The organism is Streptomyces sp. SL06, from assembly GCF_058244745.1.
Genome location: NZ_JBSYOT010000002.1, coordinates 4,452,839 through 4,468,757, shown reverse-complemented (window position 1 = coordinate 4,468,757; position 15,919 = coordinate 4,452,839). Strand labels below are relative to the sequence as shown.

Below are 15,919 nucleotides of genomic sequence, written 5' to 3'. Positions count from 1 at the left end.
TTGAGGTGACTTGGGGTCATGCCACCGACCCCGCCGGGAACATACGACAAATGCCCCGAATGTCACATCTTCTTCTCGCCCGGTGAGCGCCGGCGCCCTCGTCCGGCGGTCCGCGCTCGGTGCGACGGCGCTGCGCCCCCGCCGCGTCTGGCGTCCCACTCCGTACCAGGTCGTCGGCCTCCTGTTCTTCCTGCTGATGTCGCTGGCGTACTGGGCGGTGCCGCTGTGCTGCGACGCCGGGCAGCACGCGGCCGTGGTCGAACGCCTCAAGGCCGACCTGCTCCACCCCCGCCACCCGATGGCCGACCTGCCGGGCGAGGGCAGCGCGTACTACTCGCCGTACGCGGTGGCGCAGGGCGTGTTCGCGCGGCTGACCGGGCTGGGCGGCTGGGAGGTGGTGCGGCTCGCCGGGCCGGTGAATCTGCTGGTGCTGCTGACCGGCCTGAACCGCTTCGTGCGGGTGCTGAGCCCGCGGCCGTGGGCGCCGGTGCTGGCACTGGGCGCGATGACGCTGCTGTGGGGCACCGAGCGGGCCTGGTGGAGCGGCTATCTCGGACTGCTGTCGATGACGGGCAACCTCGGCTACCCGTCGGCGTTCGCGATCGGGCTCACCTTCTGGGCCTGGGCGCTGACCGGGTCACTGGCCCGGGACACGCGCCGGGTGCGGTACGTGGGGCCGGGCGGACTGCGCGGGCTGCCCGGGTACGCGGGGCTCGGCGTCCTCTACGGCCTGATCCTGCTGATCCACCCGATCACCTCGGTGGCGGCGGTGCTGGGCGCGGTGGCGCTGGTGGCCGGATGGCAGCGCGGATGGCGCCGGGAGGTCGCCGGGCGGTGGGCCCTGGCGGGCGCGGCGGCGGTGGCGACGGGGGCGGTCTGGCCGTACTTCAACGTGTTCGCGCTGAGCGGCGACGGCAGCGTGGACGAGATCCACCGGGTCCTGTATCTGCGCGTGCCCGGGGAGTTCTGGCTGACGCTGCTCGGGCTGCCGGCGCTGTGGATGCGCGGGCGCCGCTCGGCACGGGACCCGCTGGTGCTGATGTTCGTGCTGGACTGCGCGGTGGTGGCGTACGGCTGGTTCAGCGGGCACTACACCTATGGCCGGATCCTCGGGCTCACGGTGGTGCCGTTGCAGTTCGCGCTCGCGGTGGAGCTGGCGGCGCCGCGGCCGTGGGGGCGGTGGCGGCGGCTGCTGGGCGGGGCGGCGGCCGCGGGGGCGCTGCTGGGCTTCCTCACGGTCCACGCGGGGGCGCTGGTGCCGCGCTCGCTGGACCCGGCCGGCCTCACCAGCCACCCGCCGCGCTGGCCGTCGTACGAGTGGGCGACCCGGTACATCGGCCCCGGTGAGGTCGTGCTCACCGACGGCTACTACGCCCGCCGCGCCCTCGCCGGGTACGGGCCGAACCTCGCGGCGCCCCCCTGGCCCGACCCGGCGCTGGACGAGCGGGAGCGCGAGCGGCGGGTGGCGGCCGTCGAGGCGTATCTCGGGCCCGGCTCCACCCGCGCCGAGCGCGCCTCCGTCGTCCGCCGCTACCACGTCCGCTGGCTGCTGCTGACCCGCCGGCAGCGGGTGCCGCAGGAGGCGGTGGTGGTGGCGTGGAGCGAGCGGACGGGGGAGGTGCTGGCGCGGGTCGGGGGCGGTCGGTGACTACTCGACGACCAGCTCGACCGGGATGTTGCCCCGGGTGGCGTTGGAGTAGGGGCAGACCTGGTGGGCCTGCTCGACCAGCTTGCGGCCGGTCTCCGCGTCGAGGCCCTCGGGCAGTTCGACGCGGAGGGTGACGGCGAGCGCGAAGCCCTCGCCCTGCTTGCCGATGCCCACCTCGGCGGTCACCGCGGCGTCGCTGACGTCGACCTTCGCCTGCCGGCCGACGGCGCCGAGGGCGCTGCCGAAGCAGGCGGCGTATCCGGCGGCGAACAGCTGCTCGGGGTTGGTGCCCTCGCCGTTGCCGCCCATCTCGACGGGGGTGGCGAGCGCGAGGTCCAGCTTGCCGTCGGAGCTGACGGCGCGGCCCTGGCGGCCGTGGGTGGCGGTGGCGGCGGCGGTGTAGAGCGCGTCCATGGGGAACCGTCCTTCTGAGTCGAGGCGGGCCGGCGTCCGGCGCCGGTCTTCCGGTACCGACAAGTAGAGCACACTATTAAGTTGCGTACAACTAAATGACGGGCAAGGCCTGTCGGTTACCCTGGAGCGCATGACCACGCCCGGCACGGACCTGCTCCGCCTCGACCAGCAGATCTGCTTCTCCCTGAACGCCGCCTCCCGCGCCTTCAACGGCGTCTACCGGGTGGTCCTCAAGGACCTCGGGCTCACCTACCCGCAGTACCTGGTGATGCTGGTGCTGTGGGAGCACGGGGAGCTGCCGGTGAAGAGGCTCGGCGAACATCTGCGGCTCGACTCCGGCACGCTGTCGCCCCTGCTCAAGCGGCTGGAGGCGGCCGGTCTGGTCCGCCGGGAGCGCAGCGCCCGCGACGAGCGCTCGGTGGAGGTGCGGCCGACCGCCGAGGGCGTGGCGCTGCGCGAGCGGGCCCTGGAGGTGCCGCGCCGGATCGCCGCGGCGACCGGCCTGGACCTCGCGGAGGTCCAGGACCTGCGCACCCGTCTGAACCGGCTCACGGCGGCCATCGACGCCTACACGACGGAACCGCCCGCCTCCCGGACCGCATCCTGACGACTGGGTGCCACCGGGGAACCGTATGCCGGATCATGAACCGCGGGGGACCGACCGAGACTTCACTGACGAGGGGACGGCCGCAATGACCTGGCTGATCACCGGCGGCGCCGGATACATCGGGGCGCACGTCGTACGGGCGATGACCGAGGCGGGCGAGCAGGCGGTCGTGTACGACGACCTGTCCACCGGGATCGCCGAGCGCGTGCCCGACGGTGTCCCCCTCGTGGTGGGCTCGGTCCTGGACGGCGAGCGGGTGGCGCGCGCCCTCACCGACCACTCCGTGACCGGTGTCGTGCACCTCGCGGCGAAGAAGCAGGTCGGCGAGTCGGTGGAGCTGCCGCTGCGCTACTACCGGGAGAACGTCGAGGGCCTGCGCGTCCTGCTGGAGGCGGTCACGGCGGCCGGTGTCCCGTCCTTCGTCTTCTCCTCCTCCGCCGCCGTGTACGGCATGCCCGACGTCGACCTGGTGACCGAGCAGACGCCGTGCGCGCCCATGTCGCCCTACGGCGAGACCAAGCTGGCCGGTGAGTGGCTGGTCCGCGCGACCGGACGGGCGTCGGGCCTGTCCACGGCCGCGCTGCGCTACTTCAACGTCGCGGGCGCGGCAGGCCCGCAGCTCGCGGACACCGGCGTGCACAATCTCGTCCCCATGGTCTTCGAGAAGCTGACGGAGGGCGCCGCCCCGCGGGTCTTCGGCGACGACTACGCGACGCCGGACGGCACCTGCGTCCGCGACTACATCCACGTCGTCGACCTGGCCGAGGCCCACGTCGCCGCGGCCCGCGCCCTCCGGGCCGCCCCGGGCCGCGCCCTCACCCTCAACATCGGCCGGGGCGAGGGCGTCTCCGTCCGCGAGATGATCGACCGCATCAACGCCCTCACCGGCCACGACCGCCCCCCGACGGTCACCGCCCGCCGCCCCGGCGACCCGGCCCGCGTCGTCGCCTCGGCCGACCGCGCCGCCGCCGAACTGGGCTGGAAGGCCAAGTACGACATCGAGGACATGATCACATCGGCATGGACGGGCTGGGTACGGCTGCACCCGGGGGCGGCGCGGGAGTAGACCCTCGCGTCGGATCCCCGCCCGCCCGGCCCGCACACTCGCCGCCCCGCCAGGACTCCCGCGCGGCCCCGCTCCGGCGCCCTGCGACCACGCACACCGGATGCCGACGAGCCCGCGCCCTCCGGGCGGGCGGCGGGAACGCGGCGACGGGGCGCGGCCCGGGACCGTCCGCCGACCCGGCACCCGGCACCCGGCACCCGCCGACCGGCGGCCTCGGCCGCACGGCGGTCACGGAACGGAACACCGCCGCGGCCACGCGAGCCGCGCGGCGCCCGGCCCGCACCGGCGGCTCTGCCGCACGATCCGATCGCCGTGGGCCCATGGGCCGGGGCCGTGTGTCCTGACGCCCCCCGCGCTCTCTCCGCCGAAGGCCCCCGGCGGTTTCAGAGCGCCTTGAGGGCCTCGGCCGTGGCGCGGGCCAGCGCCCCCAGGTAGCCCTTGGGCAGCTTCGGGCTGCGGATCACCACCGAGCGCCAGTACAGCGGGCCCGAGATCAGGTCGAGCGCCAGGTCGGTGTCGACGGTGGGGGCGAGTTCGCCGCGCTCCGCCGCCGCCGCGAGGATCTTGCTGGCGACGCCGTCCTGGCCCTCCCGCAGGGCCTTCCGCAGCGCCTCGGCGATGTCGGGATTGCGGGCCGCCTCCGCCTGGAGGTCGGGGATGATCTGCGAGGCCACCGGGTGGCGCAGGGCCCGGGACGTCACCTCGTACAGCAGCCGCAGGTCGCCCTCCAGGGCCCCGGTGTCGGGCGCGGGAAGGCCCTGCACGGCGAGCGCCGAGACGATGTCGAGCACCAGGTGCAGCTTGGAGCGCCAGCGCCGGTACACCGCGGTCTTGCCGACCCCCGCACGGCGCGCGATCCCCTCGATGGACATCCGCGCGTAGCCGACCGCAGCGAGTTCCTCGAAGACCGCCGCCCTGATGGCTTCCGTCACGTCCTCGCGGAGCACGGCCGCCCCGGCGGGGGCCCGCCGGCGGCGCGGGCGCGGCTGCGGCTCGTCGGCGTTGGTCGTCATGCGCGCCAAGCATAGGGGCGTCACGACGGAACGGTTGCGTTCCGGCGTGGCCACGTCCTACGCTCACGTCACGACGATACGGTCCCGTCCCGACGTAAGTGAACCCCCGGGATCACTCAGGTGAACGACGGGTGCCGCCCCCCCCTCCCTCCCCCCGAGCGAAAGCAGCGGATGTGAGTCAGGTCCTCCACACACCGCCCCCGACAGCGGACCCGCCGGCCCCCGGACCCGCCGCCGGCCACGACCTCGCGGCCCTCGCCGCCCGGCACGGCCTGTCGGTCAGCGGCGCCCGCCCCTCCCTGCCGGAGTACGTCCGCCGGCTGCGGGAGCGCCGGCACTTCATCACCGCCTTCGCCTCCGCCAAGCTCACCGCCCAGTACACCCAGGCCAAGCTGGGCCAGGTCTGGCAGGTGATGACGCCCCTGCTCAACGCGGCGGTGTACTACTTCATCTTCGGCGTGCTGATGAACACCAAGCGGGGCGTGGAGGACTTCGTCCCGTTCCTGGTCACCGGCGTGTTCGTGTGGACGTTCACGCAAAGCTCGATCATGGCGGGCACCCGGGCCATCTCCGGCAACCTCGGCCTGGTCCGCGCGCTGCACTTCCCGCGCGCCGCGCTGCCGCTCTCCTTCTGCCTCCAGCAGCTCCAGCAGCTGCTGTTCTCGATGGCCGCCCTCGTCGTGATCCTGCTCGCCTTCGGCGTGCCGCCCACCCTGTCCTGGGTCCTCGCGGTTCCGGCGCTGGTGCTGCAGTCCGTGTTCAACGCGGGCCTGGCGATGGTCATGGCCCGGCTGGGCTCCAAGATCCCCGACATGGCCCAGCTGATGCCGTTCCTGCTGCGCACCTGGATGTACGGCTCGGGCGTCATGTTCAGCATCCACCACCTGACCGGCCCGGACAGCGACCTGCCGTCCTGGGTCGGCACCGCCCTCCAGCTCAACCCCGCGGCCGTCTACATCGGCCTGATGCGTTTCGCCCTGATCGACAGCTACGGCGGGGACCAGCTGCCGCCCCACGTGTGGGCGTTCGCGGCGGCCTGGGCGCTGCTGGCCGGGATCGGCGGCTTCATCTACTTCTGGAAGGCCGAGGAGACGTACGGTCGTGGCTGACAACAACACCGGCAGCACCGCCCGGCAGACGGGCGAGCGCGTCCCCACCGTCATCGCCGACGGCGTCGACATCGTCTACCGGGTCAACGGCACCGGGGCCGGCCGCGGCACCGCGACCGCCGCCCTCAACCGCATACTGCGCCGCGGGAAGACCGAGAAGGCGGCGGGCGTGCGCCGGGTGCACGCCGTGCGGAACGTGTCCTTCGTGGCGTACCGGGGCGAGGCCATCGGCCTGATCGGCACCAACGGCTCCGGCAAATCGACCCTGCTCAAGGCCGTCGCGGGCCTGCTCCCGGTGGAGAACGGCCGCATCTACACGGACGGCCAGCCCTCGCTCCTCGGCGTCAACGCCGCCCTGATGAACGACCTCACCGGCGAGCGCAACGTCTACCTCGGCGGCCTGGCGATGGGCATGTCCCGCGCACAGATCAAGGAGCGCTACCAGGACATCGTCGACTTCTCCGGGATCAACGAGAAGGGCGACTTCATCACGCTGCCGATGCGCACGTACTCCTCCGGCATGGCGGCCCGGCTGCGCTTCTCCATCGCCGCCGCCAAGGACCACGACGTCCTCCTCGTCGACGAGGCCCTGGCCACCGGCGACCGTTCCTTCCAGAAGCGCTCCGAGCAGCGCATCCGCGAGCTGCGCAAGCACGCCGGCACGGTGTTCCTGGTCAGCCACAGCAACAAGTCCATCCGCGACACCTGCGACCGGGTGCTGTGGCTGGAGCGCGGTGAGCTGCGCATGGACGGACCGACGGACGACGTTCTGAAGGAGTACGAGAAGTTCACCGGCGGCCCGGACAGGACGGCAAAGCCGAAGGCCCGCCCCAAGCCCGCGGCCAAGCCCACGACCGACTCCGCGGCCGACCCCGCGCCCCAGGCGAAGGCCGCCCTGTGACCGCCCTGCCTCCCTCGGGAGGCGCATCCTCGATTAACCCTTTTGTCCGATCAATGTCACGATGACCGAATAGAACCGGCCAGTAGGAGCGATCCGGGAGCGACGAAGGCGAAGGAGTCCCCCGCGATGTCCGAGATCCCCGAACTCAGCGTCGTCGTCCACGGACCCAACGTCCAGGGCCATCTCGCCGCGCTCCTCGACTCCCTGGACGCCCACCCCCTCACCGGCGTCGAGGTGATCGTCGCCGCCGTCGGGGACTGGGCCCGGGAGACGGCGCGGCGGCACGCGCCCGAGTTCACCGTGCTGCCCCTGCCGGACGGGGCCGGCGACGCCGCCGCCCGCTCGGCGGGGGCGGCACGGGCGCGGGGCCGGTGGCTGCACTTCGTCCACGCCAAGGACGGGCTGCCCCCGGGCGCCCCGCGCACGATCGCCCGGCACACCGCCGGCCTCGCCGACTCCGTGGACGTCCTGCTGTTCGACCACGTCCGCAGCACGTGGCGGGCCGCCAACCTGCCCTCCCCCGACGGCCCCCGCCTCGCCCGCGCGGGCCGCGCCGGCCTCGCCCTCGACGAGCACGCGGCACTGCTCGAAACGGCCCCGCTGCTCGGCAACCGCGCCGTGCGCGCCGGCTTCTGGCGGGCGCGCGAACGCCTCCTCACCACCGACGACGAGCCCTTCGCCGCCCTCGCCGCGCTGCTGCTCGCCGACCGCGTCGCCTGTCTGCCCCACCCCGCGTACGAGGACCGCCGGCTGCGCCCGGAGAGCCTCCCGCCCGCCCCGCCGGAGCAGCGCTGCGCCCTGGTCGACCGCTACGAGACCCTCCTCGGCCTCGCCGCCGACCGGCCTGCCGCGCACGCGGTGCTGTACGACGTGATGGTCCGCGACTGCCTGCACACCTTCGCCCGCGCCGGGATGCCGGACGACGTGGCACGGGAGTTCTTCCGCCGGGCCGCCCTGGCCGCCCGGCGCCACCTCCCCGACGGCGGCCCGCGCCCGGCCGGCCTCGAAGGGGTACGCCGGTCGCTGCTGGAGGAGGGCGCCTACTCGAAGTACCGCGCCCTCCAGGCCGCCAACCGCACCCGCCGGCAGGTGCGGTCGGCCGTGCGCACCGGCAGGCACCGGGCCGGCAGCCGGGTGCGCGCCCTCCAGTACCGCAGGGCGCTCGCCGGCCCCGTCGACCCGCACCTCGCCGTCTTCTCGGCGTACTGGAACCGCGGCGTGGCCTGCAACCCGGCCGCGATCGCCGCCAAGCTCGCCGAACTCGCCCCGAACGTCCACCCGGTGTGGGTGGTCACCGCCGCGGGCGCCGCCCTGCTGCCGCCCGGCACCGACCACGTCGTCCCCGGCACCCGCCGCTGCTGGGAGGTGCTGGCCCGCGCCAAGTACCTGGTCAACAACGTCAACTTCCCGGACCCAGTGGTCAAACGCGCGGGCACCGTCCACCTCCAGACCCACCACGGCACCCCGCTCAAACGCATGGGCCTGGACCAGTTGCCCTACCCCGCGGCCGCGCGCGGCCTGGACTTCCAGGCGCTGCTGGAGCGCGTCGACCGATGGGACTACAGCGTCTCCGCCAACAGCCACACCACCCGCATGTGGCAGCGGGCGTACCCGTCCCGCCATGTCTCCCTCGACCACGGCTATCCGCGCAACAACGTCTACTACACCGCCGGCGCCGAGGAGGTCCGCGCGGTCCGCGAGCGCCTCGGCATCGCGCCGGGCCGCAGGGCGGTCCTGTACGCGCCCACCCACCGCGACTACGAGGCCGGCTGGACCCCGCGCCTCGACCTCGCCGCGCTCGCCGAGCACCTCGGGGGACAAACGGTCCTGCTCGTGCGCGCCCACTACTTCTACGAGCCCGCCTCCGTCCCGTCCGCCGCGCTGACGGACCTGCGCCGCACCGGCCGGATCATCAACGTCTCCTCCTACGAGCCGGTCGAGGAACTGTGCCTGGCCGCCGACGCGCTGATCACGGACTACTCGTCGATCATGTTCGACTACGCCAACCTCGACCGCCCGATCGTGATCCACGCCGACGACTGGGAGACGTACCGCACCACGCGCGGCGTCTACTTCGACCTGATGGCCGAGGCGCCGGGACCGGTCGCCCGCACCCAGGCGGAACTGACGGAGATCCTCACCACGGGCGCCTGGCGCGACGAACGCGCGGCCAAGGCGCGGGCCGCCTTCCGGCGCCGGTTCTGCGAGTACGACGACGGCCGCGCCGCCGAACGCGTCGTGCGCCGGGTCTTCCTCGGCGAGGACGAGCGGACGCTGCCCCCGGTACTGCCGATCGAGGAGCGCACCCCGGCCCCGAGCCCCGAGGAGGCCACCGCGTCATGAACACAGCCACCAGTCCGTCGACGAGCCCGCCGACGCCCCGGCCCGTGAGCGCCCCGGACGTCACCGTCACGGTCATCGTCTACAACGACGCCGAACGCCTCCCCCGCGCGGTCGCCTCCGTGCTCCGCCAGAGCCACGCGAACATCGAGGTCGTCATCAGCGACGACCACTCGACGGACGCCACCCCCGACGTGGCACGGGAACTGGCGGCCCGCGACCCCCGCGTCGTGTACCTCCGCCTGCCGGAGAACAGCGGGGGATGCGGCGTGCCGCGCAACCGCGCCCTGGAGATCGCGCGGGCGCCGTACCTGATGTTCCTGGACAGCGACGACGAACTCCCCGAGCACGCCGTCGAGGCGCTGCTCGCCGCCCACCGCGAACGCGACCTCGACTTCGCGATGGGCGCGGTGCACCGGATACGCGTGGACGGCGGACGCCGTACGACCTGGATGCCGCACCTGGTCGCCGAGCGCCGCACCCTCGACGGCGTGGCGGCCGACCCGCGGCTGTTCTTCGAGCACCTGTCGACCAGCAAGATGTACGCCCGCGCCTTCCTCGACCGGCACGGCCTGCGCTTCCCCGAGGACATCCACTACGAGGACCAGCTCTTCTCGGCGCAGGCGTACTGCCTGGCCGAGCGGTTCACCGTGATCCCGGATCCGGTCTACCGCTGGTACATCGCCCCGTACGCCGCCGCCGAGAGCGCCTCCATCTCCAACCAGCGGCACAAGCTGACCAACGTCCGCGACCGCGTCCACGTCCAGCGCCTCATCGACGCGTTCCTCGCCCGGAGCGGAAACGAGGCGCTGCGCGAGGACAAGGACTTCAAGTTCCTCAAGCACGACTTCCGGATGTACGCCGGTGACCTCCCCTACCGGGACGACGCGTGGCTGGCGTCCTTCGCGGACATCATGACCCCGTACCTCGACACGCTCGCCCGGGGCGCCTACGCCCGTCTGCCGCGCGACGAACGGGTCGTGCTCCGGCTGCTGCGCGACCGGCGCCTGTCCGACGTACGCACGGCGGCCCGGGGCCTCGGCCACGCGGTGGCACCGCCCCGGGTGACATGGGACGAGGACAGCGGCCGGACCTACTGGGGCGAGGGCGTCCCGCCGTCCGACGAGGCCCGTCGCGAGCTGGACCTGACCGACCTGGAACTGGACACCCGGCCGTTCTTCACCGCCCTGCTCCGGCACGAGATCACCGGAATCGCGCGAGGGCCCGGCGCCTCGGTCGACCTCACCGTACGCACCCACGACCCGGCCCTGCGCCTCCCGGTCGGCCCCCTGCGTGCCGTGCTCCACCTCTCCCCCGGCCGGCGTCGTCTGACGGTCCCCTTCCGCCTCTCGCCCGTCCGGCCCGGCCTCTTCGAGGGCCGCGTCCGCCTGGACCTGGCGGCGGCCCGCCTCCCCCTCCAGGGCTTCGAGGGCGTACGCCACCCCGTGCTCCGCCTCCACCACCAGGGCCGGAACCACACGGGCATCCTGCTGGCCCCGCCGTCCTTCCCGCCCCTCACCGCCCGCGTCCCCTACCGCGCCGGCACCACCCCCCACCGGGTCACGGTGGAACCCGAGGGCCACAACCCCGGCCGCCTCCGGATCGGCTGGCACCCGACCGGCAGCACGGCCGCCCTGATCCGCCCGGCCCTGCACCGCCTCTCCACTCCCCGGACAAGAAGAGCGGCCCGCCTGGCGGCCGCCATCCTGCGCTGACCCGCGCCGGACGACGCAAGGTGCCCCGGGCACATCACCCGGGGCACCTCACGTCACGTCACACACCCACGCTCACGCTCACGCCGTCACGCATGCGTGCGCAACAGCGTCCGCATGGTCCGCATCGCCACCGACAGGTTGGAGAGGTCAAAGGCGTCCGACCCCTGAATCTCCTCCAGCGTCGTACGCGCCCGCCCGAGAATCGCCGCGTTCTTCTTCTCCCACGCCTCGAACCGCTGCTCCGGCGTGGCCGTACCGTCCCCCGCCGCCAGCACGTCCGCGGTGAGCGCCGCGTGCGCCGAGTACAGGTCCTCGCGGATCGCCGCCCGAGCCATCGACTGCCAGCGGTCGGACCGCGGCAGATCACTGATCCGGTCCATCAGCTGAGTGACACCGAGCCGGTCAGCCAGGTCGTAGTACACCTCGGCCACGTCCAGCGGCTCCCGGCCCATCCGGTCGGCCACCGACACGATGTCCAGCGTCGGGAAGGCCGAGGAGAACCCGGCCACCCGCGTGGCCGGCTCGTCCGGCACACCGGCGGCGGTCAGCTCGTCGTAGATGTGCTGATACCACCCCGCGTCCGCGCCCCGCAGCAGCTTCGGCAACTGCGTCCAGACCTGCTCGACGCGCTCGGCGAAGAACTCCACGGTCTCGGCCAGCTCCAGCGGCTGCGGCCGGTTGTTGAGCAGCCAGCGCGTGCCGCGCTCGACCAGCCGGCGCGAGTGCAGCCGGATGCGGGTCTGCACCGCCGCGTCGACCTTGGTGTCCAGGGCCTCCACCGCGTCCCACACCGGGGCGGCGCGGAAGATCGCCCGAGCCGCGGTCTGCGCCCGCACGATCTCCTCCAGGGAGGCGCCGGTCTCCTCGCGCATCCGGTGCAGATACGTTGTACCGCCCGTGTTGACCGTGTCGTTGACCAGGACGGTCGTCGTGATCTCCCGGCGCAGCGGATGGCTGTCGAGGTGCTCGGGGAACCGCTCGCGCAGCGCTGTCGGGAAGTACGAGTGCAGCAGGGCCTTGAGGTAGGGGTCGTCGGGCAGCGAGGTGTGCAGCAGCTCCTCGGCGACCGTGATCTTCGTGTACGCCAGCAGCACGGCCGTCTCCGGGCCGGTGAGGCCCTGCCCGGCGCCGATGCGCTCGCGGATCTGGCGGTCGGTGGGCAGGAACTCCAGGGCCCGGTTGAGGTGGCCCTCCCTGACCAGGTGCCGCATGAAGCGCTGCTGCGCGTTGACCATGTCCTTGGACTGCGCCAGCGCGTTGGCGATCGCCGTGTTCTGCGCGTAGTTGTTGCGCAGGACCAGCGTGCCCACCTCGTCGGTCATCTCGGCGAGCAGCTTGTTGCGCTGCTTGACGGTCATGTCGCCGTCCTTGACGAGACCGTTGAGCAGGATCTTGATGTTCACCTCGTGGTCGGAAGTGTCCACGCCCGCGCTGTTGTCGATGGCGTCGGTGTTGACCCGGCCGCCGTGCGTGGCGATCTCGATCCGGCCGAGCTGGGTCAGCCCCAGGTTGCCGCCCTCGCCGACGACCTGGACCCGCAGGTCCTTGCCGTCGACGCGGATGGCGTCGTTGGCCTTGTCGCCGACATCGCCGTTGGACTCGGTGGACGCCTTGACGTACGTACCGATGCCGCCGTTCCACAGCAGGTCCACCGGGGCGGTGAGGATCGCCTTCATCAGCTCGGCCGGGGTCATCTTGGTGACGCCGGGCTCGATGCCGAGGGCCTCGCGCATGTGCGTGTTGACCGGGATCGACTTGGCGGTACGCGGGAAGATCCCGCCGCCGGCCGAGAGCAGCCCGGTGTCGTAGTCCTCCCACGAGGAGCGCGGCAGCTCGAACAGCCGGCGGCGCTCGGCGTACGACGTGGCCGGGTCCGGGGTCGGATCGACGAAGATGTGCCGGTGGTCGAAGGCGGCCACCAGGCGGATGTGCTCGCTGAGCAGCATGCCGTTGCCGAACACGTCGCCGGACATGTCGCCGATGCCGACGACGCTGAATTCCTCGGTCTGGGTGTCCACGCCCAGCTCCCGGAAGTGCCGCTTGACGGACTCCCAGGCGCCGCGGGCGGTGATGCCCATGCCCTTGTGGTCGTAGCCCGCGCTGCCGCCGGAGGCGAAGGCGTCGCCGAGCCAGAAGTTGTAGGCCTCGGCGACCTCGTTGGCGATGTCCGAGAACTTCGCGGTGCCCTTGTCGGCGGCGACGACGAGGTAGGTGTCGTCCTCGTCGTGCCGGACGACGTCCACCGGGTGGACGACCTCGCCGGCCACCATGTTGTCGGTGATGTCGAGCAGCGCCGAGATGAAGGTCTTGTAGCTGGCGATGCCCTCGGCCATCCAGGCGTCGCGGTCGACGCTCGGGTCGGGCAACTGCTTGGCGACGAAACCGCCCTTGGCGCCGACCGGCACGATGACGGTGTTCTTCACCATCTGCGCCTTGACCAGGCCGAGGATCTCGGTGCGGAAGTCCTCCCGGCGGTCCGACCAGCGCAGGCCGCCGCGCGCGACCTTGCCGAAGCGCAGGTGCACGCCCTCGACGCGCGGCGAGTACACCCAGATCTCGAACGCCGGGCGCGGCGCGGGCAGGTCGGGGATGGCCGTCGGGTCGAACTTCATGGAGACGTACTCGTGCGGCCTGCCGCGGCTCGCCTCCTGGAAGAAGTTGGTCCGCAGCGTCGCCTTGATGACGGTGAGGAAGGACCGCAGGATCCGGTCCTCGTCGAGGCTCGCGACCTGGTCGAGGGCCGCGTCGGCCTCCTCCAGCAGGGCGTCGACGATCTCGCGTCCGGCCCGCTGGCGCGACGGCGCCATCCGTGCCTCGAACAGGGAGACGAGCAGGCGCGTGGTGTGGACGTTGTTGCGGAGGGTGTCCTCCATGTAGTCCTGGCTGAACGTCGAGCCGGCCTGCCGCAGGTACTTGGCGTACGCGCGCAGCACCATCGCCTGCCGCCAGGTCAGCCCGGCGCTGAGCACGAGGGAGTTGAAGCCGTCGTTCTCCGCCTTGCCGTTCCAGGTGGCGGCGAAGGCGTCCTGGAAGCGCTCGCGGGCGTCGTCACCGAGGTGGTCGGTGCCGCCGGCCGCCGAGGTCGGCATGCGCAGGCCGAAGTCGTAGATCCAGGCCGTCGTGCGGTCCGCGCAGCGCAGTTCGTAGGGCCGCTCGTCGGTGACCTCGACGCCGAGCCGGCTGAGCACCGGCAGCACGGCGGACAGGGAGACCGAGCCGCCCTTCTGGTAGATCTTGAAACGCCGCTCCTCGGGTGCGGCGCCGACCGGCTCGTACAGGCTCAGCGCGAAGGTGTTCTCCTCGTCGAGCCGCTCCAGGTGGCCGAGGTCGGCGACCGCGGAACGCGGGCCGTGGTCGGCCTTGTAGCCCTCGGGGAAGGCATTCGCGTAGTGGCGCAGCAGCTCCGCGGACCGCTCCTCGCCGACCTCGGCGGTCAGCGCGTCGGCGAATCCGTCGGACCAGGAGCGGGCGGCCTCGACGAGACGGGCCTCGATGCGCTCCTTGTCGGCGTCGGACAGCTGCGGCAGCTCGGTGCCCTGCGGCACCCGGACCACGAAGTGCAGCCGGGACAGGATCGACTCGGTGTTCCAGGCCGTGAAGTCGACGCTGGTGCCGCCGAGTTCCTCCTTGAGGATGTCGATGATCCGCAGCCGGACACCGGTGGTGTAGCGGTCGCGGGGGAGGTAGACGAGGGCCGAGTAGTAGCGGCCGTACTCGTCCTGGCGCAGGTAGAGGCGCAGACGGCGCCGCTCCTGGAGGTAGAGCACGGAGGTGACGATGGTGCGCAGCTCGTCGGGCGGGGTCTGGAACAGCTCGTCGCGCGGGTAGGTCTCCAGGATCTGCAGCAGGTCCCGCCCGTCGTGGCTGTGGGGCGAGAAGCCGGCCCGCTCCAGCACCTCCTCCACCTTGCGCCGGATCACCGGGACCCGGCGCACGGACTCGGTGTAGGCGGCGGAGGAGAACAGACCGAGGAAGCGCCGCTCGCCGACGACGTTGCCGTTCTCGTCGAACTTCTTGACGCCGATGTAGTCCAGGTACGACGGCCGGTGCACGGTGGCCCGGCTGTTCGCCTTGGTCAGCACCAGCAGCCGGTGCTCGCGGGCCTTGGCCCGAGCGTCGGCCGGGAGCCGCTCGAAGGACGGGCTGACCGGGTGGCTCTCGTCGATCTCGTGGTGCGGGTCGGAGCGCAGGATGCCGAGGCCGCTGCCGGCGATGGCGGCGAGCGAGTCGTCGTCGCGCAGTTCGTACTCGCGGTAGCCGAGGAAGGTGAAGTGGTCGTCGGCGAGCCAGCGCAGCAGCTCGCGGGCCTCCTCCAGCTCCCGCGGGGGCAGGTCCTCGGGGGCCGGCTCGGTCGGCAGCCGCTCCGCGATGCGGACGGCCGCCTCGCGCATCTTGCTCCAGTCCTCGACGGTCTCGCGGACGTCGCTGAGGACGCGCAGCAGGTCGGCGGTGATCTGCTTGAGGTCGCCGCGGTCGGTCTCGCGGTCGATCTCGACGTGGATCCAGGACTCGATGTGCGCGTCGTGCGGCAGGTCGGCGGCGGGCCGGCCGGGGAGCACCTCGATCAGCTTGCCCGCGACATCGCGCCGCACCACGATCTGCGGGTGGACGACGACGTGGATGCCGCGGCGCTGACGGGTCAGCTCGTTGGTCACGGAGTCGACGAGGAAGGGCATGTCGTCGGTGACCACCTCGACGACGGAGTGGCTGCACGTCCAGCCGTTCTCCTCGACGGTCGGGGTGTGCACCCGCACGTTGGCCGTGCCCTGCGGGCGGTTCTCCGCCAGCCGGTAGTGCGAGAAGGCGGCGCCGAAGATGTCGACCGGATCGCGGTCGGCCAGGTCCTCCGGGGCGGTGTGCCGGTAGTAGCGCTGGAGGAACGCGAACACCGATGCGTGATCCGGGGTGCCCTGGGCACCCCGGGTGCCGGGGCCGGGAATCCCCTCGCTCGTGGTCCCGGTCGGTAGCTGCCCCCCGACCGGGCTGTTCTCAGCTACCCGTGCGGCCCTTTCGAGCAGCTCGGCCCTGGCTTCGTCCAGCTTGGTCTGCATTGTCCTCTGACTCCTGTCGCGCGCCGTTGCGTGACGTAGAAGGAAGTACGGTCTC

10 protein-coding genes are annotated in these 15,919 nt (G+C 72.5%); 7 read left to right on the top strand and 3 right to left on the bottom strand.

Going from position 1 to position 15,919, the window contains the following annotated elements; translation table 11 throughout:
- Positions 1–82 precede the first annotated feature (82 nt).
- Complete coding sequence (locus AC4IHM_RS20410; protein WP_490868446.1) at positions 83–1,648, top strand: hypothetical protein; 1,566 nt, start codon at positions 83–85, stop codon at positions 1,646–1,648.
- Here AC4IHM_RS20410 and AC4IHM_RS20405 read toward each other — a convergent pair whose 3' ends face one another.
- Positions 1,649–2,062, bottom strand: a complete 414-nt coding sequence (locus AC4IHM_RS20405; RefSeq protein ID WP_490868445.1) for an organic hydroperoxide resistance protein — start codon at positions 2,060–2,062, stop codon at positions 1,649–1,651.
- A gap of 130 nt (positions 2,063–2,192) precedes the next feature.
- Between AC4IHM_RS20405 and AC4IHM_RS20400 the strand changes: the two genes are divergently transcribed.
- Complete coding sequence (locus AC4IHM_RS20400) at positions 2,193–2,669, top strand: MarR family winged helix-turn-helix transcriptional regulator (RefSeq protein ID WP_490868444.1); 477 nt, start codon at positions 2,193–2,195, stop codon at positions 2,667–2,669.
- 85 nt (positions 2,670–2,754) lie between these two features.
- Positions 2,755–3,735, top strand: coding sequence for a UDP-glucose 4-epimerase GalE (galE, locus tag AC4IHM_RS20395; protein WP_490868443.1), 981 nt, complete (start codon positions 2,755–2,757; stop codon positions 3,733–3,735).
- Positions 3,736–4,118: 383 nt separating this feature from the next.
- Here galE and AC4IHM_RS20390 read toward each other — a convergent pair whose 3' ends face one another.
- On the bottom strand, positions 4,119–4,748 hold the full coding sequence (locus AC4IHM_RS20390; RefSeq protein WP_490868442.1) for a TetR/AcrR family transcriptional regulator: 630 nt from the start codon (positions 4,746–4,748) through the stop codon (positions 4,119–4,121).
- 173 nt (positions 4,749–4,921) lie between these two features.
- Here AC4IHM_RS20390 and AC4IHM_RS20385 point away from each other — a divergent pair, with 173 nt between their 5' ends.
- The 4 genes from AC4IHM_RS20385 (at position 4,922) to AC4IHM_RS20370 (ending at position 10,813) form a co-directional block, all read left to right on the top strand.
- Positions 4,922–5,857 carry an ABC transporter permease gene (locus AC4IHM_RS20385; RefSeq protein ID WP_490868441.1) on the top strand — a complete coding sequence of 312 codons (936 nt, stop codon included), beginning with the start codon at positions 4,922–4,924 and terminating at the stop codon, positions 5,855–5,857.
- The gene (locus AC4IHM_RS20380; protein ID WP_490868440.1) at positions 5,850–6,758 is read left to right on the top strand and encodes an ABC transporter ATP-binding protein; all 909 of its coding nucleotides are present in this window, start codon (positions 5,850–5,852) and stop codon (positions 6,756–6,758) included. Before AC4IHM_RS20385 ends, AC4IHM_RS20380 begins: the two co-directional genes overlap by 8 nt.
- 135 nt (positions 6,759–6,893) lie before the next feature.
- Positions 6,894–9,101 (top strand): CDP-glycerol glycerophosphotransferase family protein, encoded by a 2,208-nt coding sequence (locus AC4IHM_RS20375; RefSeq protein WP_490870884.1) that lies wholly within the window; start codon positions 6,894–6,896, stop codon positions 9,099–9,101.
- Positions 9,098–10,813, top strand: a complete 1,716-nt coding sequence (locus tag AC4IHM_RS20370; protein WP_490868439.1) for a glycosyltransferase family 2 protein — start codon at positions 9,098–9,100, stop codon at positions 10,811–10,813. Before AC4IHM_RS20375 ends, AC4IHM_RS20370 begins: the two co-directional genes overlap by 4 nt.
- Before the next feature lie 86 nt (positions 10,814–10,899).
- Here the strand turns inward: AC4IHM_RS20370 and AC4IHM_RS20365 are convergent, their stop codons facing one another.
- Positions 10,900–15,864, bottom strand: coding sequence for an NAD-glutamate dehydrogenase (locus tag AC4IHM_RS20365; protein WP_490868438.1), 4,965 nt, complete (start codon positions 15,862–15,864; stop codon positions 10,900–10,902).
- Positions 15,865–15,919 lie beyond the last annotated feature (55 nt).